General features: G+C 59.6%; 21 protein-coding genes. 14 read left to right on the top strand and 7 right to left on the bottom strand.

Going from position 1 to position 21,620, the window contains the following annotated elements; genetic code table 11:
* Positions 1 to 49 precede the first annotated feature (49 nt).
* The 11 genes from skp (at position 50) to tilS (ending at position 13,277) form a co-directional block, all read left to right on the top strand.
* Entirely contained in the window at positions 50 to 547 is a 498-nt protein-coding gene (gene skp, locus BS626_RS09320; protein WP_075182127.1) for a molecular chaperone Skp, read from the top strand.
* A 3-nt stretch (positions 548 to 550) separates the two neighbouring features.
* Positions 551 to 1,573: a UDP-3-O-(3-hydroxymyristoyl)glucosamine N-acyltransferase gene (gene lpxD / locus BS626_RS09315; protein ID WP_075182126.1), complete on the top strand. Its 1,023-nt coding sequence runs from the start codon at positions 551 to 553 to the stop codon at positions 1,571 to 1,573.
* A 131-nt stretch (positions 1,574 to 1,704) separates the two neighbouring features.
* A complete protein-coding gene (fabZ, locus tag BS626_RS09310) occupies positions 1,705 to 2,160 on the top strand; it encodes a 3-hydroxyacyl-ACP dehydratase FabZ (protein ID WP_075182125.1) in 456 nt (151 codons plus the stop codon).
* Between the two features lie 3 nt (positions 2,161 to 2,163).
* On the top strand, positions 2,164 to 2,952 hold the full coding sequence (lpxA, locus tag BS626_RS09305) for an acyl-ACP--UDP-N-acetylglucosamine O-acyltransferase (protein ID WP_075182124.1): 789 nt from the start codon (positions 2,164 to 2,166) through the stop codon (positions 2,950 to 2,952).
* 3 nt (positions 2,953 to 2,955) lie between these two features.
* Positions 2,956 to 4,104, top strand: coding sequence for a lipid-A-disaccharide synthase (gene lpxB / locus BS626_RS09300; protein WP_075182123.1), 1,149 nt, complete (start codon positions 2,956 to 2,958; stop codon positions 4,102 to 4,104).
* On the top strand, positions 4,097 to 4,717 hold the full coding sequence (rnhB, locus tag BS626_RS09295) for a ribonuclease HII (protein WP_075182122.1): 621 nt from the start codon (positions 4,097 to 4,099) through the stop codon (positions 4,715 to 4,717). The genes lpxB and rnhB overlap by 8 nt, the downstream gene beginning before the upstream one ends.
* Positions 4,718 to 4,744: 27 nt before the next feature.
* Positions 4,745 to 8,227, top strand: coding sequence for a DNA polymerase III subunit alpha (gene dnaE, locus BS626_RS09290; RefSeq protein WP_075182121.1), 3,483 nt, complete (start codon positions 4,745 to 4,747; stop codon positions 8,225 to 8,227).
* Positions 8,228 to 8,239: 12 nt separating this feature from the next.
* Entirely contained in the window at positions 8,240 to 9,199 is a 960-nt protein-coding gene (gene accA, locus BS626_RS09285; protein ID WP_075182120.1) for an acetyl-CoA carboxylase carboxyl transferase subunit alpha, read from the top strand.
* Positions 9,200 to 9,342: 143 nt separating this feature from the next.
* Positions 9,343 to 11,493 (top strand): lysine decarboxylase LdcC, encoded by a 2,151-nt coding sequence (locus tag BS626_RS09280; protein WP_075182119.1) that lies wholly within the window; start codon positions 9,343 to 9,345, stop codon positions 11,491 to 11,493.
* A 67-nt stretch (positions 11,494 to 11,560) separates the two neighbouring features.
* Entirely contained in the window at positions 11,561 to 11,950 is a 390-nt protein-coding gene (locus BS626_RS09275) for a VOC family protein (RefSeq protein WP_075182118.1), read from the top strand.
* On the top strand, positions 11,940 to 13,277 hold the full coding sequence (tilS, locus tag BS626_RS09270; RefSeq protein ID WP_139308805.1) for a tRNA lysidine(34) synthetase TilS: 1,338 nt from the start codon (positions 11,940 to 11,942) through the stop codon (positions 13,275 to 13,277). Before BS626_RS09275 ends, tilS begins: the two co-directional genes overlap by 11 nt.
* A 30-nt stretch (positions 13,278 to 13,307) precedes the next feature.
* On the opposite strand, the gene rof is transcribed toward tilS, so the two are convergent.
* Positions 13,308 to 13,568 (bottom strand): Rho-binding antiterminator, encoded by a 261-nt coding sequence (rof, locus tag BS626_RS09265; RefSeq protein ID WP_075182117.1) that lies wholly within the window; start codon positions 13,566 to 13,568, stop codon positions 13,308 to 13,310.
* Between the two features lie 315 nt (positions 13,569 to 13,883).
* Between rof and BS626_RS09260 the strand changes: the two genes are divergently transcribed.
* Both BS626_RS09260 and arfB read left to right on the top strand, forming a co-directional pair.
* A complete protein-coding gene (locus tag BS626_RS09260; RefSeq protein ID WP_075182116.1) occupies positions 13,884 to 14,438 on the top strand; it encodes a YaeQ family protein in 555 nt (184 codons plus the stop codon).
* Positions 14,435 to 14,851, top strand: a complete 417-nt coding sequence (gene arfB, locus BS626_RS09255; RefSeq protein ID WP_075182115.1) for an alternative ribosome rescue aminoacyl-tRNA hydrolase ArfB — start codon at positions 14,435 to 14,437, stop codon at positions 14,849 to 14,851. The genes BS626_RS09260 and arfB overlap by 4 nt, the downstream gene beginning before the upstream one ends.
* 64 nt (positions 14,852 to 14,915) lie before the next feature.
* On the opposite strand, the gene proS is transcribed toward arfB, so the two are convergent.
* The 6 genes from proS to metN form a co-directional block, all read right to left on the bottom strand.
* Entirely contained in the window at positions 14,916 to 16,631 is a 1,716-nt protein-coding gene (gene proS, locus BS626_RS09250; protein WP_075182114.1) for a proline--tRNA ligase, read from the bottom strand.
* A 94-nt stretch (positions 16,632 to 16,725) separates the two neighbouring features.
* Positions 16,726 to 17,433, bottom strand: a complete 708-nt coding sequence (gene tsaA, locus BS626_RS09245) for a tRNA (N6-threonylcarbamoyladenosine(37)-N6)-methyltransferase TrmO (protein WP_075182113.1) — start codon at positions 17,431 to 17,433, stop codon at positions 16,726 to 16,728.
* Positions 17,430 to 17,837 (bottom strand): Rcs stress response system protein RcsF, encoded by a 408-nt coding sequence (gene rcsF, locus BS626_RS09240; protein WP_075182112.1) that lies wholly within the window; start codon positions 17,835 to 17,837, stop codon positions 17,430 to 17,432. Before rcsF ends, tsaA begins: the two co-directional genes overlap by 4 nt.
* Positions 17,838 to 17,962: 125 nt before the next feature.
* Positions 17,963 to 18,778, bottom strand: a complete 816-nt coding sequence (locus BS626_RS09235; RefSeq protein WP_075182111.1) for a MetQ/NlpA family lipoprotein — start codon at positions 18,776 to 18,778, stop codon at positions 17,963 to 17,965.
* A 65-nt stretch (positions 18,779 to 18,843) separates the two neighbouring features.
* Positions 18,844 to 19,497 carry a methionine ABC transporter permease MetI gene (locus tag BS626_RS09230; RefSeq protein WP_075182110.1) on the bottom strand — a complete coding sequence of 218 codons (654 nt, stop codon included), beginning with the start codon at positions 19,495 to 19,497 and terminating at the stop codon, positions 18,844 to 18,846.
* Positions 19,490 to 20,521, bottom strand: coding sequence for a methionine ABC transporter ATP-binding protein MetN (metN, locus tag BS626_RS09225; protein WP_075182109.1), 1,032 nt, complete (start codon positions 20,519 to 20,521; stop codon positions 19,490 to 19,492). Before metN ends, BS626_RS09230 begins: the two co-directional genes overlap by 8 nt.
* A gap of 185 nt (positions 20,522 to 20,706) precedes the next feature.
* Between metN and gmhB the strand changes: the two genes are divergently transcribed.
* Positions 20,707 to 21,267 carry a D-glycero-beta-D-manno-heptose 1,7-bisphosphate 7-phosphatase gene (gene gmhB, locus BS626_RS09220; protein ID WP_075182108.1) on the top strand — a complete coding sequence of 187 codons (561 nt, stop codon included), beginning with the start codon at positions 20,707 to 20,709 and terminating at the stop codon, positions 21,265 to 21,267.
* Positions 21,268 to 21,620 lie beyond the last annotated feature (353 nt).

The following is a 21,620-nucleotide window of genomic DNA, read 5'->3' as shown; positions in this document are numbered from 1 at the left end:
ACGCAAAACGTGTGTCATTGACACAATCTGTGATGGTAAGGAGTTAATAGTGAAAAAGTTGTTATGTGCCGCAGGTCTGGGTTTAGCTTTAGCTGCTTCCGCAGGTGCTCAAGCCGCTGACAAAATTGCCGTAGTTAACGTCTCCAGCATCTTCCAACAGCTGCCGCAGCGCGCCACCGTGGCTAAACAGCTGGAAAATGAGTTCAAAGGCCGCGCCAGCGAACTGCAGAAAATGGAAAGCGACCTGCAGGCTAAAATGCAGCGTCTGCAGCGCGATGGTTCAACCATGAAGGCCAGCGAGCGCAGCCGTCTGGAAAAAGACGTGATGACGCAGCGTCAGACGTTCTCAACCAAAGCGCAGGCGTTTGAGCAGGACAACCGTCGTCGTCAGACGGAAGAGCGCAACAAAATTCTGAGCCGTATCCAGGATGCCGTGAAGAAAGTGGCAGCGGATGACGGTTATGATGTGGTGATCGATGCCAACGCGGTGGCCTACAGTGCCAGCGGCAAAGACATCACTGCCGACGTTCTGAAACAGGTTAAATAATTGATGTTTTCAATTCGACTGGCTGATTTAGCCCAGCAGTTGGATGCAGACTTGCACGGAGATGGCGATATCGCCATCTCCGGCATTGCTTCTATGCACTCCGCCCAGGCTGGTCAGATTACTTTTTTAGCCAACAGTCGCTACCGTGAGCAGCTCGCGCAGTGTCAGGCCTCTGCCGTGGTGCTGACCGAAGCGGACTTAGCGTTTAGCCACAGCGCTGCACTGGTAGTAAAAAATCCCTATCTGACGTATGCCAAAATGGCGCAGCTGTTAGACACCACGCCGCAGCCGGCGCAGGACATCGCACCCAGCGCAGTGATTGATGCCAGCGCGACGCTCGGCAATCACGTTTCAATCGGTGCGAACGCCATCATTGAGTCCGGTGTGGTACTGGGCGATAACGTGGTGATCGGGCCCGGCTGCTTCGTCGGTAAGCATACGCGCATTGGTCAGGGCAGCCGCCTGTGGGCCAACGTCACCGTCTATCATGAAGTGCAGATTGGCGCGAACTGTCTGATTCAGTCCGGTACGGTGATCGGCGCGGACGGCTTCGGATACGCCAACGATCGCGGCAACTGGGTGAAAATCCCCCAGCTTGGCAGCGTCATTATTGGCGATCGCGTCGAAATTGGTGCCTGTACCACCATCGATCGTGGTGCGCTGGATAACACTCAAATCGGTAATGGTGTTATCATTGATAACCAGTGTCAGATTGCGCATAACGTTGTGATTGGCGACAATACCGCGGTTGCGGGTGGCGTCATCATGGCGGGCAGTTTGAAAATTGGCCGTTACTGTATGATTGGCGGAGCCAGCGTCATTAACGGACACATGGAAATCTGTGACAAAGTGACGGTGACTGGTATGGGCATGGTGATGCGCCCGATTACCGAACCTGGGGTTTATTCTTCCGGGATCCCGTTACAACCCAACAAAACCTGGCGCAAAACCGCCGCGTTGGTGATGAATATCGATGAGATGAGCAAGCGCTTGAAAACCCTTGAGCGCAAAGTGAATCAAGACTGACTTTGCTAACGCGCTGCCGGCTTGCACATATGCGCAAGGATGCCAGGCACGGATAAACTGATTTGCGGCCTGCGGAAGATGCAGGCCGTGTTCTTGTTGCCATCAGAATTTTTTAGGACAGGAAGAGTATTTTGACTACTGAAACTCATACTCTGAAAATTGAAGAGATCATTGAACTGCTGCCGCACCGTTACCCGTTTCTGCTGGTCGATCGCGTACTGGAATTCGAAGAGCACAAATACCTGCGCGCGGTGAAAAACGTCTCCGTCAACGAACCGTTTTTCCAGGGCCATTTCCCTGGTAAGCCGATTTTCCCCGGCGTGTTGATCCTGGAAGCCATGGCGCAGGCCACCGGTATTCTGGCGTTCAAAAGCGTCGGTAAACTGGAGCCGGGCGAGCTGTACTACTTCGCCGGAATCGACGAAGCGCGCTTTAAGCGTCCGGTGGTGCCGGGCGACCAGATGATCATGGAAGTCACCTTTGAAAAAACCCGTCGTGGCCTGACCCGCTTTAAAGGCGTCGCGACCGTCGACGGAAAAGTGGTCTGCGAAGCGACCATGATGTGTGCCCGCAGCCGGGAGTCCTGATTTGTGATTGATCAAACCGCCGTCATTCATCCCAGTTCTGTCATTGAAGAGGGTGCCCGGATCGGCGCCCGCGTTCACATTGGTCCGTTTTGCGTCATCGGGGCGGATGTGGCGATCGGTGAAGGAACCGTCTTGAAATCACATGTGGTGGTGAACGGACACACGCGCATTGGTAAAGACAACACGATCTACCAGTTTGCCACGATCGGTGAGGCGAACCAGGATCTCAAGTACGCGGGTGAACCCACCCGCGTCGAGATTGGCGATCGCAACAGCATCCGCGAAAGCGTCACCATCCACCGCGGCACTGCGCAGTCCGGCGGTGTGACCAAAGTGGGCAGCGACAACCTGTTGATGGTCAATGCCCACGTGGCGCATGACTGCGTGGTGGGCGATCGCTGCATCCTCGCCAACAACGCCACGCTGGCGGGGCACGTCACGATCGACGATCATGCGATCATCGGCGGCATGACCGCCGTTCACCAGTTCTGCACCATCGGCGCGCACGTGATGGTCGGCGGCTGTTCCGGTGTCGCGCAAGACGTGCCGCCATTTATCATTGCGCAGGGCAACCACGCAACGCCGTACGGCGTCAACATCGTGGGGCTGCAGCGCCGCGGCTTCAGCAAAGAGGCCATCCATGCGATTCGCCACGCTTACAAACTGCTGTACCGCAGCGGTCGTCAGCTGGACGAGGTGAAGCCGGAGATTGCCGATCTGGCAGCCCGGCATCCGGAAGTGCAGCCTTTCTACGACTTCTTCGCGCGCTCCACGCGCGGCCTGATTCGCTAAGCAATGTCGGCGCGTCCTCTCACTATTGCCCTGGTCGCCGGAGAAACTTCCGGCGATATTCTGGGTGCCGGATTGATTCGCGCGCTCAAGGCACGCCACCCCGACGCGCGCTTTGTCGGCGTAGCCGGACCGCGCATGCAGGCTGAAGGCTGCGAAAGCTGGTATGACATGGAAGAGCTGGCGGTGATGGGCATTGTCGAAGTGCTCGGCCGCCTGCGTCGCCTGCTGGCAATCCGCCGCGATCTGACCGCACGCTTCAGCGCGCTGCGTCCGGATGTGTTCGTCGGCATTGACGCACCAGACTTCAATATCACCCTTGAAGGGCGGCTCAAAGCGCGCGGTATTCGCACGGTTCACTACGTCAGCCCTTCGGTGTGGGCGTGGCGGCAGAAGCGCGTATTCAAAATTGGCAAAGCCACCGATTTGGTGCTGGCATTCCTGCCGTTTGAAAAAGCCTTCTACGATCGGTTTAACGTGCCCTGCCGCTTTATCGGCCATACTCTGGCCGACGCGATGCCAATGCAACCGGATAAGCGCGCGGCAAGAGCGGCGCTGGGGATCGACGAAGCGGTACGTTGCCTGGCGCTGCTGCCCGGCAGCCGCCACGCCGAAGTAACCATGCTCAGCGGTGATTTCCTGCGCACCGCGCAGCGGCTGCGGCAGCAGTGGCCGGATCTGGAGATTGTGGTACCGCTGGTCAACGCGAAACGGCGTGCCGAGTTCGAACAGATTAAAGCGGAGGTAGCCCCGGAGCTGCCGATGCACCTGCTGGACGGCCACGCGCGCGAGGCGATGATCGCCAGTGACGCCGCACTGTTGGCGTCTGGTACCGCCGCGCTGGAGTGTATGCTGGCGAAGTGCCCGATGGTGGTAGGATACCGCATGAAGCCGCTGACCTTCTGGTTGGCAAAACGGCTGGTGAAAACCGACTACGTCTCCCTGCCTAACCTGCTGGCCGGTCGCGAGCTGGTACCGGAGCTGCTGCAGGAGGCGTGCGAGCCGGCGGCGCTGGCCGCGGCGCTGGCGCCGCTGCTCAGCGACAGTCCTGAGCGACAGGCGCTGCTGAACACGTTCAATCAGTTACATGAACAGATCCGCTGGAATGCCGATGAGCAGGCGGCGGACGCCGTGCTGGAGTTAGCCCATGGCTGAGTTTATCTATCCCCACGCGCGTCTGGTGGCGGGCGTGGATGAGGTGGGGCGCGGACCGCTGGTCGGCGCGGTGGTCACCGCCGCGGTGATCCTCGATCCGGCCCGGCCAATTGCCGGTCTGGCCGACTCAAAGAAGCTCAGTGAGAAAAAGCGCCTGGCGCTGTATACGCAGATTCGCGAGCAGGCGCTGGCCTGGAGTCTTGGTCGCGCCGAGCCGGAAGAGATTGACCGGCTGAACATCCTGCACGCCACGATGCTGGCAATGCAGCGCGCGGTAGCCGGGCTGGCGATTACCCCGGAGTACGTGCTGGTCGATGGCAACCGCTGCCCGACGCTGCCGATGCCGTCGCAGGCGGTGATAAAAGGCGACAGCCTGGTGGCCGAAATCAGCGCCGCGTCGATCCTCGCTAAAGTGACCCGCGATGCCGAAATGAACGCGCTGGATGCGGCCTGGCCGCAGTACGGCTTTGCCCAACACAAAGGCTACCCTACGGCGCTGCACCTTGAGCGGCTGCGCCAGTATGGGGCGACGCCTGAGCATCGCCGCAGCTTTGCGCCGGTCCGGCACGCGCTGCTGGATGCGGACGTGGCGGCCAGCGTCTCCTCTCTGTAACTGTTTTAGCGATAACCGGAAGCAACCATGGCAGAACCCCGTTTTATTCACCTGCGCGTGCACAGTGACTACTCCATGATGGATGGCCTGGCGAAAACCGGGCCGCTGGTAAAACAGGCGGCCGCGATGGGCATGCCGGCGATCGCGATCACCGATTTCACGAACCTGTGCGGGTTGGTGAAGTTTTACGGCAGTGCGCACGGTGCCGGAGTCAAACCGATCATCGGTGCCGATTTCCTGATGACCAGCGAAATGATGGGCGACGAGCTGAGTCACATCACGGTGCTGGCGGCGGATAATGAGGGATATCAGAATCTGACCCTGCTGATTTCGCGCGCCTACCAGCGCGGATACGGCATTCACGGGCCGCTGATTGACCGCGACTGGCTTACAGAGCTGAACGCCGGCCTGATTCTGCTCTCCGGCGGGCGCCGCGGCGACGTTGGGCGCTGCCTGCTGCGCGGCAACGCGGCGCTGGTGGAGCAGGCGCTGGATTTCTGGCAGACCCATTTTCCCGATCGCTACTACCTGGAGCTGGTGCGTACCGGGCGGCCGGACGAAGAGAGCTATCTGCACGCCGCGGTGGCGCTGGCAATGGAGCAGGGTGTACCGGTGGTGGCCACCAACGAGGTGTGTTTTCTGGCGGAAGCGGATTTCGATGCCCACGAGATTCGCGTGGCGATCCACGACGGCTATACCCTCGACGATCCGAAGCGTCCGCGTCACTACAGCCCTCAGCAATATCTGCGCAGCGAAGAGGAGATGTGCGAGCTGTTTGCCGATATCCCCGAAGCGCTGCAGAACAGCGTGGAAATTGCTAAGCGTTGTAACGTCACCGTCCGCCTCGGCGAGTACTTCCTGCCGAAGTTTCCTACCGGCGAGATGACCACTGAAGATTTTCTGGTGATGAAATCCCGCGAGGGGCTGGAAGAGCGGCTGGCGTTTCTGTTTCCTGATGACGCACTGCGCGCGGAAAAGCGCCCCGCTTACGATCAGCGGCTGGACATTGAGCTGAATGTGATTAACCAGATGGGGTTTCCGGGCTACTTTCTGATCGTCATGGAATTTATCCAGTGGTCGAAGGATAACGGCGTACCGGTTGGCCCGGGACGCGGGTCAGGCGCCGGCTCGCTGGTGGCCTATGCGCTAAAAATCACCGATCTCGATCCGCTGGAGTTCGATCTGCTGTTCGAACGCTTCCTCAACCCTGAGCGCGTGTCAATGCCCGACTTTGACGTCGATTTCTGCATGGAAAAACGCGATCTGGTGATTGAACACGTGGCCGACATGTATGGCCGCGATGCGGTGTCGCAAATCATTACGTTCGGGACCATGGCGGCCAAGGCGGTGATCCGCGACGTGGGCCGCGTACTGGGCCATCCCTACGGTTTTGTAGACCGCATCTCTAAGCTGGTGCCACCCGATCCGGGCATGACGCTGGAAAAGGCCTTTGCTGCCGAGCCGCAGCTGCCGGAAATTTATGAGGCCGATGAAGAGGTGCGGGCGCTGATTGATATGGCGCGCAAGCTGGAAGGGGTGACGCGCAACGCCGGTAAGCACGCCGGCGGCGTGGTGATCGCACCGACGAAAATCACCGATTTTGCTCCGCTGTATTGCGATGAACATGGTCAGCATCCGGTTACCCAGTTTGATAAAAACGACGTGGAGTACGCCGGACTGGTCAAGTTTGACTTCCTTGGCCTGCGCACCCTGACCATCATCAAATGGGCGCTGGACATGATCAACACCCGGCGCAGCAAGCAGGGTGAACCCCCGATCAACATCGATGCCATTCCGCTGGACGATAAAAAAAGCTTCGACATGCTGCAGCGTGCCGAAACCACGGCGGTATTCCAGCTTGAATCGCGCGGCATGAAGGATTTGATCAAACGTCTGAAGCCGGACTGCTTTGAGGACATGATCGCACTGGTGGCGCTGTTTCGCCCCGGTCCGCTGCAGTCGGGAATGGTGGATAACTTTATCGACCGTAAGCACGGGCGCGAGGCGATCTCCTATCCCGACATTCAGTGGCAGCATGACTCGCTGAAGCCGGTGCTGGAGCCGACCTACGGCATCATTCTCTATCAGGAACAGGTGATGCAGATTGCCCAGGTACTGGCGGGCTATAGCCTCGGCGGTGCTGACATGCTGCGTCGCGCGATGGGGAAAAAGAACCCGGTCGAAATGGCTAAGCAGCGCGGTGGCTTTGAAGACGGGGCAAAAGCGCGCGGTATCGATGGCGAACTGGCGATAAAAATCTTCGATCTGGTGGAAAAGTTCGCCGGCTACGGATTTAACAAATCGCACTCCGCTGCCTATGCGCTGGTTTCCTATCAGACGCTGTGGCTAAAGGCGCACTATCCCGCCGAGTTTATGGCGGCGGTGATGACCGCCGATATGGACAACACCGAGAAGGTGGTCGGGCTGGTGGATGAGTGCTGGCGAATGGGCCTGAAGGTGCTGCCGCCGGACATCAATGCCGGTCAGTATCAGTTCCACGTCAATGATGACGGCGAAATTGTCTACGGCATTGGCGCGATCAAGGGCGTCGGTGAGGGGCCAATCGAGGCTATCCTCGAGGCGCGTAACGAAGGCGGCCACTTCCTCGAGCTGTTCGATCTCTGCGCGCGTACCGACGTGAAAAAGATCAATAAGCGGGTGATGGAAAAACTGATCATGTCCGGAGCGTTTGACCGACTCGGTCCGCACCGCGCGGCGCTGATGAGCGCACTGACTGATGCGCTGAAAGCCGCCGACCAGCACGCCAAAGCCGAAGCAATTGGCCAGTCGGATATGTTCGGCGTGCTGACCGACGCGCCGGAGAAGGTTGAGCAGTCGTATGGCAATGTTACCCGCTGGCCGGAGCAGGTGCAGCTGGATGGCGAACGTGAAACGCTGGGGCTCTACCTGACCGGGCATCCGATCAATCAGTACCTGAAAGAGATTGAACGTTACGTGGGAGGGCTGCGGTTAAAAGACATGCATCCGACGGAACGTGGTAAAATCACCACCGCGGCCGGTCTGGTGGTGGCCTCCCGCGTGATGGTGACCAAGCGGGGTAACCGCATCGGGATCTGCACGCTGGATGACCGCTCGGGGCGTCTGGAAGTGATGTTGTTTACGGACGCACTCGACAAGTACCAGCATTTACTGGAAAAAGACCGTATTCTGATCGTCAGCGGACAGGTCAGCTTTGATGACTTCAGCGGCGGGCTTAAAATGACCGCCCGTGAACTGATGGACATCGACGAAGCTCGCGAAAAATACGCGCGCGGACTTGCTATCTCGCTGACGGACAGGCAAATTGATGACCAGCTTTTAAACCGTCTCCGTCAGTCCCTGGAACCGCACCGTTCCGGGACCATTCCGGTTCATCTCTACTATCAGAGAGACGACGCGCGGGCAAAGCTGCGTTTCGGCGCGGCGTGGCGCGTATCCCCCAGCGATCGACTGTTGAACGATCTGCGGTCGCTGATAGGATCGGAGCAGGTGGAACTGGAGTTTGACTAAAACAGGAACATTATGAGTCTTAACTACCTGGATTTTGAACAGCCCATCGCAGAACTGGAAGCGAAAATTGACTCGCTGAAGTCACTGGGGCGTCAGGATGATAAACACGACGTGAATCTGGACGAAGAGATTCAGCGGCTGCGCGACAAGAGCGTGGAGCTGACGCGAAAAATCTTCGCTGATTTAGGCGCCTGGCAGGTAGCCCAGCTGGCTCGCCATCCTTTGCGTCCGTATACGCTGGACTACGTCCGCCATGCGTTCACCGAGTTCGATGAGCTGGCGGGCGATCGTGCCTACGCCGACGACAAAGCGATTGTGGGCGGTATTGCTCGTCTGGAAGGGCGTCCGGTGATGATCATCGGCCACCAGAAAGGCCGGGAAACCAAAGAGAAAATTCGTCGTAACTTCGGCATGCCGGCTCCCGAAGGGTATCGTAAAGCGCTGCGCCTGATGGAGATGGCCGAACGCTTTAAGATGCCGATCATTACCTTTATCGACACGCCGGGAGCCTATCCGGGCGTGGGCGCCGAAGAGCGTGGCCAGTCTGAGGCCATTGCCCGTAACCTGCGCGAAATGTCAGGGCTGACCGTGCCGGTGATCTGTACGGTGATTGGTGAGGGCGGCTCCGGCGGCGCGCTGGCGATTGGCGTTGGCGACAAAGTCAACATGCTGCAGTACAGCACCTATTCCGTCATTTCACCGGAAGGCTGCGCCTCTATCCTGTGGAAAAGTGCGGACAAAGCGCCGCTGGCGGCGGAAGCGATGGGCATCATCGCCCCGCGCCTGAAGGAGCTGAAGCTGATCGACGGCATCGTCGCGGAGCCGCTGGGCGGCGCCCATCGCGATCCGGTGACCATGGCCGCCTCGCTGAAAGCGCAGCTGCTGGCCGATCTGGCGGAGCTTGATGGCCTGAGCCAGGAAGAGCTGCTCGATCGTCGCTATCAGCGTCTGATGAGCTACGGCTACGCGTAAGGCGGGCGTTACCCCGCCAAAGAGACAGGGCCTTCGGGCCCTTTTTTTATGCCTGCGTTCAGTTGCTCTCCCCGCGTCGAATTTTTGCGGCAGCGCTCACAGTATCAGCTATGCTTATCCTTCAATAACACCGGAGGTTAGCTGTGAACACTCTCGCCATCATGGATACGCAGGATGTTTTCCACCAAAACCAGCCGATCAGAGAACTGAAAAACAGACTGTCAGAACAGGGTTTTCAGATTGTCTGCCCGCAGGACGCTCGTGATTTACTTCAGCTCATTGATCATGATCCCCGCGTGTGCGGCGTGATCGTTGACTGGGAGGCACACGGTGAAGCACTCTGCATTAAGATAAATGAAATTAATGAAAAGTTGCCGGTATATGCTTTCCTCAACGGTCACGCGACGCCCGATCTGAACCTCAGCCAGCTGCCGATGGCGGTATGGTTTTTCGAATATGCCCCCGGCACCGCCGCCGACATTGCGCAACGCATCCAACAGTATACGCGCGAATATATCGATGACATGCTGCCACCGCTGACCCGGGCGCTGTTTACCTACGTGCGTGAGGGCAAATACACCTTCTGTACGCCGGGACACATGGCCGGCACCGCCTTTCAGAAAAGCCCGGTGGGCAGTCTGTTCTACGACTTTTTTGGCGCCAATACGATGAAAGCGGACATATCGGTTTCGGTGACCGAGCTGGGGTCGCTGCTTGACCACAGCGGACCCCATCGCGATGCCGAACAGTATATTGCCCGCACTTTTGGCGCCGAGCAAAGCTACATCGTGACGAACGGTACCTCCACGTCAAACAAGATTGTAGGCATGTATGCCGCGCCAGCGGGCAGTACGGTATTGATTGACCGCAACTGCCATAAATCCCTGACCCACCTGCTGATGATGACCGACATCGTCCCCCTGTGGCTGAAACCGACCCGCAATCCGCTGGGCATGCTGGGCGGCATTTCCCGGGCCTCGCTGAGCGAGGAGCGCATCGCGCAGCAGGTCGCGCAGACGCCGCGGGCCAGCTGGCCGGTGCATGCGGTGATCACCCACTCGACCTACGACGGCCTGTTGTATAACGTGCAACACATCGCGCGCGACCTGCCGGTTTCATCCATCCACTTTGATGCGGCCTGGGTGCCATACACTTACTTCCACCCGATCTATGCGCAACTGAGCGCGATGCGCATCGAACGCATACCGGGCAAAGTCATTTATGAAACCCAGTCGACGCACAAACTGCTGGCGGCGTTCTCGCAGGCGTCGATGATTCACATTAAGGGTGACTACGATCGGCAGGCGTTTAATGATACCTATAAAATGCATGCCTCCACCTCGCCAAATTATGCGATTGTTGCCTCAACTGAAACGGCGGCCGCGATGCTGCGCGGCAACCCCGGGAAGCGGCTGATTGCGCGCGCCATCGAACGGGCGATGCAGTTTCGTCGCGAAATAAAGCGGCTGCGCGAAGAGAGCGACGGCTGGTTCTTCGATATCTGGCAGCCGGAAGAGATCGCTGAGCCGAGGTGCTGGCCGCTGCTGCCGGGGGAGGAGGGGTGGCACGGCTTTCGCGAGGCCGATGCGGACCACCTCTTTCTCGATCCGGTGAAAGTGACCCTGCTGACCCCCGGAATGCGGGCAACGGGCGAAATGAGTGATGAAGGTATACCGGCAGCGCTGGTGGCCAAATTTCTCGATGCGCGCGGGATCGTGGTAGAAAAAACCGGCCCCTATCATTTGCTGTTCCTGTTCAGCATCGGCATCGATAACACCAAAGCCATGGGCCTGGTGCGCGCGCTTTGCGACTTTAAGCGTGCCTACGACAACCAGCAGATGGTCAAAAGCACGCTACCGACCCTGTATGCGCAGAGCCCGGATGACTATCAGCAGATGACCCTGCCGGCGCTGGCGCAGGGGATCCACCGGCTGATTCAACAGCATGAACTGCCGCGGCTGATGCAGCAGGCCTTTGATGTACTGCCTACGGCGGTGATGACGCCCTACCAGGCGTTTCAGCAGCAGCTGACCGACGGCGTTGATACGGTGGCGATTGGCGACCTGCCGGGGCGCGTCGCCGCGGCGATGCTGCTGCCACTGCCGCCAGGGGTGCCGCTGGTGATGCCCGGCGAAATGATCACCGAGGCGAGCCGGCCGGTGCTCGATTTCCTGCTGATGCTGTGCCGCATCGGTGAACGCTATCCCGGCTTTGCCACTGATATTCACGGCGTGCAGCGCACGGATGACGGTCAGTACCGGGTGCGGGTCTTACGCCAGCGGCCCCGGGAATAAGCGTGATTGCCTCTTCACGCGGCAGGCCGGCGCGGGTAGGATGAGCGCAATCATCAGGGAGACCGCCATGTTACACCTTAATGCCGTCCACCATATTGCGATCATCGCCCGCGACTACGCGCGCAGTAAGGCGTTTTACTGCGACCTCCTCGGCTTCACGCTGGTGGCAGAAACCTTCCGCGAGGCGCGACAGTCGTGGAAAGGGGATTTGGCCCTTCGCGGGCAGTATTGTATTGAGCTGTTCTCCTTCCCGACGCCGCCGGCGCGGGTGAGCCAGCCGGAGGCCTGTGGTCTGCGGCATCTGGCATTCAGCGTCGATGACGTGGCGGCCGCGGTCAGCGCCCTGCAGGACGCCGGCGTCCACTGTGAGCCGGTGCGCGTCGATGCGCTGACCGGCAAGCGTTTCACTTTCTTCAGCGATCCCGATGGCCTGCCGCTGGAGCTGTATGAAAACTAAGGCAGAGCGCGGCAGTAGCCTGCTGACGCCGGCGCAGCAGCGCTGGTTGCATGAGGGGGCGGCGTCGCTGCTGGTGGCCTATAGCGGCGGACTGGACTCGGCTTTGCTGCTGCATGAGCTGGCCGCCGCGCGCGCCCGGGCTCCCCGCCTGCGCCTGCGGGCGATCCATATCCATCACGGACTCAGCCCGCACGCGGCGGCGTGGGTGACCCACTGCCAGCAGCAGTGTGAAACGCTGGGCGTCGCGCTGAAGGTGGTAGCGGTGACCGTTGACGGCCGCGAGCAGGGTATTGAAGGTGCCGCCCGCGCCGCGCGCTATGCCGCCTTTGCTGCGCATCTGCAACCGGGCGAGCGGTTGGTTACCGCCCAGCATCTGGACGATCAGTGCGAAACCCTGCTGCTGGCGCTGCGGCGCGGCAGCGGACCGGCCGGGCTGGCGGCGATGCCGGAGCTGAAGGCGCTGGGGGAAGGGCAGCACTGGCGGCCGCTGCTGGCGGTATCGCGGACGGACATTGAGGCTCGCGCGCGGCAGCTGGGACTGCGCTGGATTGAAGACGAAAGCAATGCCGACACGCGCTTTGACCGCAACTTTTTGCGTCACCGGGCGCTGCCGCCGCTGACCGCGCGCTGGCCCCATTTTGCAGCGGCGTGCGCCCGCACCGCAGCGCTCTGTGCCGAGCAGGAAGCGCTGCTGGACGAACTGTTGGCTCCGGCGCTGGCGGCGGCGCAGCGGCCTGACGGCAGCCTGCTGATCGCCCCGCTGACTGGCGCCAGCGTGGAAAAGCGTCACGCTCTGCTGCGGCGCTGGCTGGCCGGGCAGGGATTGCCGATGCCGTCGCGCGATGCGCTGATCAGGCTGTGGCAGGAAGTGGCCTGCAGCCGCGAAGACGCATCACCGCGGCTGACCCTGGCTGGAGGCGATGTACGCCGCTATCAGGGGGCGCTCTACTGGCAGCCAACGCGGCCGCCATTGCACGTGCAGCAGCTTGACTGGCCGGATCTGCAACACCCGCTGCGCCTGCCGGCCGGGATCGGGCAGCTGATGCTGGATCCGGCAGGTCAGCGGCTGCGCGCGCCGCGCGTCGGCGAGCGGGTGCAGGTGCGCTTTGGCGTAAGCGGCCATCTGCACGTGGTTGGACGCTGCGGTGGACGCGCGTTAAAGAAACTGTGGCAGGAGTACGGCGTTCCCCCGTGGCGGCGTCCGCGCATGCCGGTGCTGTTCTACAACGAGGTGGCAATGCTGGTACCGGGGCTGTTCATCACCCGCGATGCGCTGGTGAACGGAGGCGATGAAGCCATTGGCATAAGCTGGTGCGGCGGGGCGTAGGCGGGCAACTGACTGCCCGCCGCGGCAGGATTACTCTTCGGTCACGTCAACCGTGCCGAGTTCTGGGTGGGTAAACTGCGCGATATGGTCGAGACGCAGCAGACGCGTCTCTCCCGCGGCGGTAATTTCCAGATACTCGACGTTTTTCCGCGAAAGGATGTCGCTGGCTTTCGCGTCCAGCCGCTCGCCACTTTTTAATACCAGAACGAGGGTCCACTGTTTCTGGCAGGCGAGTTCGAGATTGTCGTAAGCATCACAATTGATGGGTTCATACAGTTCATTGATCGACATAATCGCTCACCCGTTAGTTGCGGCAGCCGCGGCTGCCTGTTGCCTGAAGGAGATGGCCGGCACCGACAACCCGGTCACGCCGGACGAAGCGGGGGAGGCGCCCGTACGGGCATTACCGCACTCCGCCTGCGTTATTGCCCCGATGATCCGCGCCGGACGATTCACTTTACTACCCTGTTGCATCTCTCCCTCCTTGCCGCCTATTTTCTGGCATCTCTGCGACTATAGCACAGCCTTTCAGCGGAAATCAGCCAGCGGCAGCGTGATGCGGGCCTCACCAGGGTACAATGGGATGATTAACCAATGAGGTAACGAATGGCATTAAAAGCAACCATCTGTAAAGCCAGCGTCAACGTGGCGGATTTGGACCGGCAGGTCTTTCTTGAGGAGACGCTCACTCTGGCCCAGCACCCATCGGAAACCACATCGCGGTTGATGCTGCGGCTGCTGGCCTGGATCTGCCACGCGGATACGCGCCTGCAGTTTACCCGCGGCCTGTGCGCCGATGATGAGCCGGAGATTTGGCGGCGTAACGATCATCAGGGTATCGAGCTGTGGATTGAGCTGGGACTGCCCGATGAGAAGCGGCTGCGCAAAGCCAGCCATCGCGCCGGCCAGGTCTTTCTGTATGCCTACAATGGCCGGGCCGGGCAGATTTGGTGGCAGCAAAATCAGGAAAAACTGCGCCAGCTGAAGAATCTGACCATCGTGTTTCTTGATGATCCGCAGCTGGCAGCATTAGCCGATATGGCCGGGCGCAATCTGGCGCTGCAGGCGACGCTACAGGACGGGCTGGTGTGGCTGTCGGCGCCGGATAGGCATCTGGAAGTGCGCTTTGAGCACTGGCTGATCGCCGGTGATGCGCAATGATTGTGCTCTCCCGCCGCGTGATCATCCCCGAGAGCGACATTGAGCTGACCGCCATCCGTGCGCAGGGGGCCGGTGGGCAGCACGTCAACAAAAGCGCGACGGCGGTGCACTTGCGCTTTGATATTGTCGCCTCCGGCCTGCCGGAGGCGATCAAAGCCCGGCTGCTCAGCGCCAGCCATCACCTGATTACCGCCGATGGCGTGGTAATCATCAAGGCGCAGGAGCACCGCAGCCAGGAGATGAATCGCGCCAGCGCCCTGGCGCGGCTGGAAAACCTGCTGCGGGAATTCAGCGTCGAACCGAAGCAACGCCGGCCGACCCGGCCAACGCTGGCCTCGAAAAAACGTCGCCTCGAGCGTAAGTCGCGGCAGGCGGCCACCAAATCGCTGCGCGGAAAAGTACGCAGCGAGTAAGTCTGGCGCTATCGGGATAAAAAAAAAGCCACCGCAAGGGTGGCTTCGGGCAGGACTCCGGGGCTTATTTGCCCAGTTCAGCCAGCAGGAAATCGACGATATCGCCGGTCTTGATCATCCGCTTTTCTCCGTCGCGGCGAGATTTGTACTCGATCTCTTCGCTGTCGAGGTTGCGGTCGCCAATCACAATGGTGTGCGGGATACCTATCAGTTCCATATCGGCAAACATCACGCCGGGGCGCTCTTTGCGATCGTCCAGCAGCACCTCAATGCCTTTGGCTCGCAGCGTGTCGTACAGGCTCTCGGCCAGCTCTTTGACGCGGAAAGATTTCTGCATGTTCATCGGCAGAATGGCCACCTGGAACGGCGCCAGCGCGGCGGGCCAGATGATACCGCGGTCGTCATGGTTCTGCTCAATGGCGGCAGCGACGATGCGGGTGATGCCGATGCCGTAGCAGCCCATGGTCAGCGTCTGGTTACGGCCATCTTCACCCTGCACGGCGGCTTTCATCGCCTCGGAGTATTTGGTGCCGAGCTGGAAGATGTGGCCCACTTCGATACCGCGCTTAATTTGCAGCGTGCCGTTACCGTCCGGGCTCGGATCGCCCTCGACCACGTTACGCAGGTCGGCCACCGGGGCTTCCGGCAGATCGCGCAGCCAGTTGATACCGACGAAGTGCTTACCGTCAATGTTGGCGCCGGCGCTGAAATCGCTCAGGGTCGCCACGCTGCGGTCGGCAACGACAGGCATCGGCAGGCCGACCGGACCCAGCGAGCCGGGGCCGGCGTTGACCACCGCGCGAATCTCGGCTTCGCTGGCAAAGGTCAGCGGCGTCGCCACGATGGCGACTTTTTCCGCTTTGATCTCGTTCAGCTCGTGATCGCCGCGTACCAGCAGCGCGACCAGCGGGTGGCCGCTCTCTTCCGAGCCTTTAACAATCAGCGTCTTGACGGTTTTCTCCACCGGCAGATCAAACTGCGCGACCAGTTCAGCGATGGTTTTGGCCTGCGGGGTGTCGATTTGACGCAGTTCCTCGGTCGGCGCGCCGCGCTCGCCGAGGGCGACCGCTTCGGCCAGCTCAATGTTGGCGGCGAAATCTGACGCCGTGGAGAAGACAATGTCATCTTCGCCGCTCTTCGCCAGCACCTGGAATTCATGTGACGCGCTGCCGCCAATGGAGCCGGTATCCGCCTGCACCGCGCGGAAGTCGAGGCCCATGCGGCTGAAGCTGTTGCTGTAAGCGCGGTACATCGCGTCGTAAGTCTCCTGCAGCGAGGCCTGACTAACGTGGAACGAGTAGGCATCTTTCATGATAAATTCGCGCGAGCGCATCACGCCAAAACGCGGGCGGACTTCATCACGGAATTTGGTCTGAATCTGATACAGGTTCAGCGGCAGCTGCTTATAGGAGCTCAGTTCGTTGCGAATCAGATCGGTTATCACCTCTTCATGCGTTGGCCCCAGTACGAACGGACGTTCGCCGCGATCGACCAGACGCAGCAGCTCCGGACCATACTGCTCCCAGCGGCCGCTCTCCTGCCACAGATCCGCAGGCTGGACGACCGGCATAGAGATTTCGATCGCACCGGCGTTATCCATCTCTTCACGCACGATATTTTCGACTTTTTTCAGCACGCGTAAACCGGTCGGCAGCCAGGTATAGAGGCCAGAAGCGAGTTTACGGATCATCCCGGCGCGCAGCATCAGCTGGTGGCTGATCACTTCGGCGTCGGCAGGGGTCTCCTTCAGCGTGGAGAGAAGATAGTGAGAAGTACGCATGTAATTATGATTCCAGTTAAGCGGAGCGCTTATTATCAGTAAAGGCGTTCAGGCGGACTAGTCTACCAGCGGCCCAAGGCGGCGGAAAAGCAAATTAACGTTCGTCGAGTGCAATCACTTCGGTGCCCTGTTCCGTCACCCGCCAGCGCAGATTAAAATCCAGCACCCAGGCGGCATACTCGCGGTCGGGCTCCTCGCCTTTGCGGTAGGCGGGACGCGGATCCTGCGCCAGCAGCTGTTGCACAAAGCGGGCGATATACGGATAGCGCGCCGTCTGCTGTTCCAGCTGACGACGGGCGTGCGCGGAGAAGCTGACCGGCATCGCCGCCGCTGGCGCCTGCTGGGCAAAGCCGGCGCGCGCCTCGGGAAGCGCTTCGGCAAACGGCAGATAGGGTTTGATGTCCACGATAGGCGTGCCGTCTACCAAATCCAGGCTGCCGAGCTTCAGCACTACCTGACCTCCGCGGGTCTCTACGCTGAGCAGTTCAACCAGCGACATGCCGATAGGGTTTGGGCGGAACGTCGAGCGGGTAGCAAACACGCCGGTGCGCACGTTACCGCCGAGCCGCGGCGGGCGTACGGTCGGGCGCCAGCCGCCGTCCTGAGTCTGATGAAAAACGAACAGCAGCCAGACGTGGCTGAAGTCGGTCAGGCCGCGCACCGCATCCGGCTGATTGTAGGGCGGGAGCAGATGGAGTTCACCCCCCCCGTCTTCAATCAGTCCCGGCTGGCGGGGGACGGCAAACTTCTCTTTCCACGGCGATCGAATCACGCCAATAGAGGAAAAGGTAAACGTGCTCACTGGCCGGAGACTTTCAGCGCTGAGCCCTGGCAGACCGCCTGACGGTAGCAGCCTGGTGCGCTGGTGATAATTTCGCATTTGTGCAGCAGGACGGCGTTCGCTTTCATGCCGGAGGCGCGAATTTGCAGGCGCTTGCGCGCGGTGGCCAGATTCGGCGGGGAGTCCTGGGTGTTGGTTTGGCAATCTTCGCCGGCCACTTCGCCTAAGTCGCGAAACGGTTTGCTTACCAGCTCGGCTGCGTCGGTATAAATTTTGACCGGTGCCGGGCGCGGCGCGGTTTTTTGCGGCGCGGTCGGCTTCGGCTGTGGCCGGGCGACGCGGCCCGCGTCTGATGACGGGGTATCGTGAAACGCCGAGCATCCGGACAGCAGCAGAGCCAGTGCACACAGCGATAAAACACGCATGATCAATCCTCGTTTAAAAAAAGTGGCGTTATTGAAGCAAGCTCTGTGGAAAATGACAAGGCGTGATAAAAATAACAAAGCGGGCCGTAGCCCGCTTAATTATCTCAGGTATGCCGGATCCAGGCTTACCAGCCTTTGATGGCACCGCCGTTGAAAATCTTCTCGGCGGCCTGGCTGACTTCGTCAGAGTGGTAGGCCTCAACGAATTTCTTCACGTTTTCAGCGTCTTTATTGTCTTCGCGGGCGACAATCAGGTTCACGTACGGTGACTCTTTATCTTCCACAAAGATGCCGTCTTTGGTCGGGGTCAGGCCAATCTGGCTGGCATAGGTGGTGTTAATCACTGCCAGGGCGATTTGCTGATCGTCCAGCGAGCGCGGCAGCTGTGGGGCTTCCAGCTCAACCAGCTTCAGGTTTTTCGGGTTCTCGGTCACGTCCAGCACGGTCGGCAGCAGACCAACGTCATCTTTCAGCTTAATCAAGCCCACTTTCTGCAGCAGCAGCAGGGTGCGGCCCAGGTTGGTGGGATCGTTAGGAATGGCGATTTGGGCGCCGTTCTGCAGCTCGTCCAGCGAGGTGATTTTTTTCGAGTAACCGGCAATCGGGAAGACGAACGTGTTGCCGACCGGCGTCAGCTTATAGCCGCGATCTTTGATCTGCTGATCCAGATAGGGTTTGTGCTGAAAGGCGTTTGCATCAATGTCGCCTTTGCTCAGCGCTTCATTTGGCAACACGTAATCGTTAAAGGTCACCAGCTCCACGTCGAGGCCGTATTTATCTTTGGCCACTTTCTGCGCCACTTCCGCGACCTGCTGTTCGGCACCGACGATCACGCCCACTTTAATGTGGTTAGGATCTTTTTCTTCCTGTCCGCAGCCTGCCAGCGCCAGGGAACCGATCAGCGCCCCAACGGCGGCCATTTTTTTCAGTGTAAATGTCATATCCCTTCCTTAAATTATGCGCCACCCCGTGGCGTGCAGCGCAGAGCTGATGTGAAGTTACTTGCTTATTTATGCGTGACCGCACGCACGATGCGATCGCCGCAGAACTGAATCAGGTAAACCAGAATCACTAGCAGGACCAGCACGGTGTTCATCACCAGCGCATTATAGCCCACGTAGCCATACTGGATGCCGATCTGCCCCAGACCGCCGGCGCCAACCGCGCCGCCCATCGCGGAGTAGCCGACCAGGGTGATCAGCGTGATGGTGGCCGCATTAATCAGCCCTGGCAGCGCCTCCGGCAGCAGCACCTTACGGATAATCTGCATCGGCGTGGCGCCCAGCGCGCGGGAAGCCTCGATCAGTCCCGACGGCAGCTCCAGCAGCGTGTTCTCCACCATCCTCGCGATAAACGGCGCGGCGCCAATGGTCAGCGGGACAATCGCGGCCTGCAGGCCAATGGACGTGCCCACCAGAATGCGGGTAAAGGGAATCATCCAGACCAGCAGAATGATAAACGGAATCGATCGGAAGATGTTCACCAGCGCGGAGGCAAACCGGTACAGGTTGGCGCTCTCCAGTATCTGCCCCGGGCGGGTGACGTAGAGCAGCACGCCAAATGGCAGACCGATCACAAACCCCAGCAGCCCGGAAACAAAGGTCATGACCAGCGTCTCCCACACGCCGCGCGCCAACAACCACATCATGGCTTCAGACATAACCCAGTACCTCAACTTTCACATGGTGTTCTTGTAAAAACGCAATAGCCGCCGTCGCATCCGTATCGCTACCGTGCATCTCGGCCAGCATAATGCCGAACTTCACGCCGCCGGCATAATCCATTTGCGCACTGATAATATTGTTATTGACGTTAAAACGGCGAGCCGCCTCCGACAACAGCGGGGCATCAACCGACTGACCGGTAAACTCCATGCGCAGCAGCGGGACGCTGTCAGCGTCAGGCTGTGTCCGCAGGCGCGTGGCGTAATCATCCGGAATGTCGAGGTGCAGCGTCGACTGAATAAACTGCTGCGCCAGCGGGGTCTTCGGATGGGAAAATACCTCGCTGACCGTGTCCTGCTCAATCAGCTGGCCGTTACTGATCACCGCGACCTGGTCACAGATACGCTTCACAACATCCATTTCGTGGGTGATGAGCAAAATTGTCAGGCCCAGCCGGCGATTGATATCTTTCAACAGCTCCAGAATGGCGCGGGTAGTAGCCGGATCCAGCGCGCTGGTGGCCTCGTCGCACAGCAGCACTTTGGGATTACTGGCCAGCGCGCGGGCGATGGCCACGCGCTGCTTCTGCCCGCCGGACAGGTTGGCCGGCCAGGCATCGCGCTTCTCCGCCAGCCCAACCAGATCCAGCAGTTCGCTCACGCGCCGCTCGATCTCGGCTTTCGACAGCGTGCTCAGCTCGAGTGGCAGGGCCACGTTGCCGAACACGGTCCGCGAGTTCATCAGGTTAAAGTGCTGAAAAATCATACCGATCTGACGGCGGGCCTGAGTCAGCTGGCCCTCGGACATCGCCGTTAAATCCTGACCGTCGACGAGGACGGTGCCGCTGGTGGGGCGCTCAAGCAGGTTAACGCAGCGGATCAGGGTACTCTTCCCTGCACCGGACGCACCGATGACGCCGTAAATCTGGCCGGCAGGCACGTGCAGCGACACATCCGACAATGCGGTAATGTGGCGTGAGCCCTGCTGGAACACTTTGTTAATATTCGACAGTTTTATCATTTATAGCGTCGTTTAAGTGATGGGAGTTATCCGTGAAAAACACATCTCACCCATCAGGGGGTGACTGAAAATGGATGTTAAGGCATCCAGACGTCTAAATCAATGACAGTGATTCAATCTGCCATTCTCTCAGAGTCAGCAATCATGCGATACTGTGCAGCTTATTCAGTAGCAGGAGTTTCTCAGTGGCACAGCGTGTACCGGCAATTTTTCTCGATCGTGATGGCACCCTCAATGTCGATCACGGGTATGTTCATCAAATTGATGACTTTCAGTTTATCGATGGCGTCATCGATGCGATGCGTGAGCTGAAAGCCATGGGCTATGCGCTGGTGCTGGTCACCAATCAGTCCGGGATCGCTCGCGGGCTTTTTACTGAAGAGCAGTTCATGACCCTCACCGAGTGGATGGACTGGTCGCTGGCCGATCGCGATGTCGATCTCGACGGCATCTATTTCTGTCCGCACCATCCGCAAGGCAGCGTCGCGGCCCTGCGCCAGTCCTGCGATTGCCGTAAGCCGCAGCCGGGGATGCTACTTGAGGCGGCGCAGCAGCTGAATATCGATCTGGCTGCCTCCTGGATGGTCGGTGACAAAATTGAGGATATGCAGGCAGCGGCGGCGGCCGGCGTCGGCCATAAGGTGCTGGTACGCAGCGGTAAACCGGTCACCGCCGAGGCGGAAAGCGCCGCCGACTGGGTACTAAACAGCCTCGCCGATCTGCCCGCGCGGTTAAAACAGGGCTAAACATCACCGTATTGCGTGATTTTTCCGCACTCAAATAAAAAGTGCGAATTAGCCCTTGCGCTCTGAAATCGGATCCCTATAATGCGCCTCCACTGACACGGCACAACGGCCTCGCGGCGGGTGCGGTGCAGAGGCCCGGGATTCACCGGCGCCGCCGGAGAAAAACTTCTGAAAAAGAGGTTGACTCTGAAGGAGGAAAGCGTAATATACGCCACCTCGAGTTAGCAAGCGAAAGCGCCTAACTCACTGCTCTTTAACAATTTATCAGACAATCTGTGTGGGCACTCACAGGACAGATATCAAAAGCCTCCGGGCTCAAAAATATCAAGTCTCAAGAGTGAACACGTAATTCA

It is taken from the genome of Pantoea sp. 1.19 (assembly GCF_001922585.1).
In the GTDB taxonomy this organism is placed as follows: Bacteria; Pseudomonadota; Gammaproteobacteria; order Enterobacterales; family Enterobacteriaceae; genus 1-19.
This window is presented reverse-complemented; position numbering and strand designations above follow the sequence as displayed.

Excerpts from the sequence above, each read along its gene's own strand:
- BS626_RS09275 (WP_075182118.1), top strand. The coding sequence starts at position 11,561 with ATGTTACACCTTAATGCCGTCCACCATATTGCGATCATCGCCCGCGAC.
- rcsF (WP_075182112.1), bottom strand. The coding sequence starts at position 17,837 with ATGCGTGTTTTATCGCTGTGTGCACTGGCTCTGCTGCTGTCCGGATGC.
- arfB (WP_075182115.1), top strand. The coding sequence starts at position 14,435 with ATGATTGTGCTCTCCCGCCGCGTGATCATCCCCGAGAGCGACATTGAG.
- accA (WP_075182120.1), top strand. The coding sequence starts at position 8,240 with ATGAGTCTTAACTACCTGGATTTTGAACAGCCCATCGCAGAACTGGAA.
- dnaE (WP_075182121.1), top strand. The coding sequence starts at position 4,745 with ATGGCAGAACCCCGTTTTATTCACCTGCGCGTGCACAGTGACTACTCC.
- metN (WP_075182109.1), bottom strand. The coding sequence starts at position 20,521 with ATGATAAAACTGTCGAATATTAACAAAGTGTTCCAGCAGGGCTCACGC.
- BS626_RS09235 (WP_075182111.1), bottom strand. The coding sequence starts at position 18,778 with ATGACATTTACACTGAAAAAAATGGCCGCCGTTGGGGCGCTGATCGGT.
- tilS (WP_139308805.1), top strand. The coding sequence starts at position 11,940 with ATGAAAACTAAGGCAGAGCGCGGCAGTAGCCTGCTGACGCCGGCGCAG.
- rof (WP_075182117.1), bottom strand. The coding sequence starts at position 13,568 with ATGTCGATCAATGAACTGTATGAACCCATCAATTGTGATGCTTACGAC.
- proS (WP_075182114.1), bottom strand. The coding sequence starts at position 16,631 with ATGCGTACTTCTCACTATCTTCTCTCCACGCTGAAGGAGACCCCTGCC.
- BS626_RS09230 (WP_075182110.1), bottom strand. The coding sequence starts at position 19,497 with ATGTCTGAAGCCATGATGTGGTTGTTGGCGCGCGGCGTGTGGGAGACG.
- lpxD (WP_075182126.1), top strand. The coding sequence starts at position 551 with ATGTTTTCAATTCGACTGGCTGATTTAGCCCAGCAGTTGGATGCAGAC.
- rnhB (WP_075182122.1), top strand. The coding sequence starts at position 4,097 with ATGGCTGAGTTTATCTATCCCCACGCGCGTCTGGTGGCGGGCGTGGAT.
- lpxB (WP_075182123.1), top strand. The coding sequence starts at position 2,956 with ATGTCGGCGCGTCCTCTCACTATTGCCCTGGTCGCCGGAGAAACTTCC.
- BS626_RS09260 (WP_075182116.1), top strand. The coding sequence starts at position 13,884 with ATGGCATTAAAAGCAACCATCTGTAAAGCCAGCGTCAACGTGGCGGAT.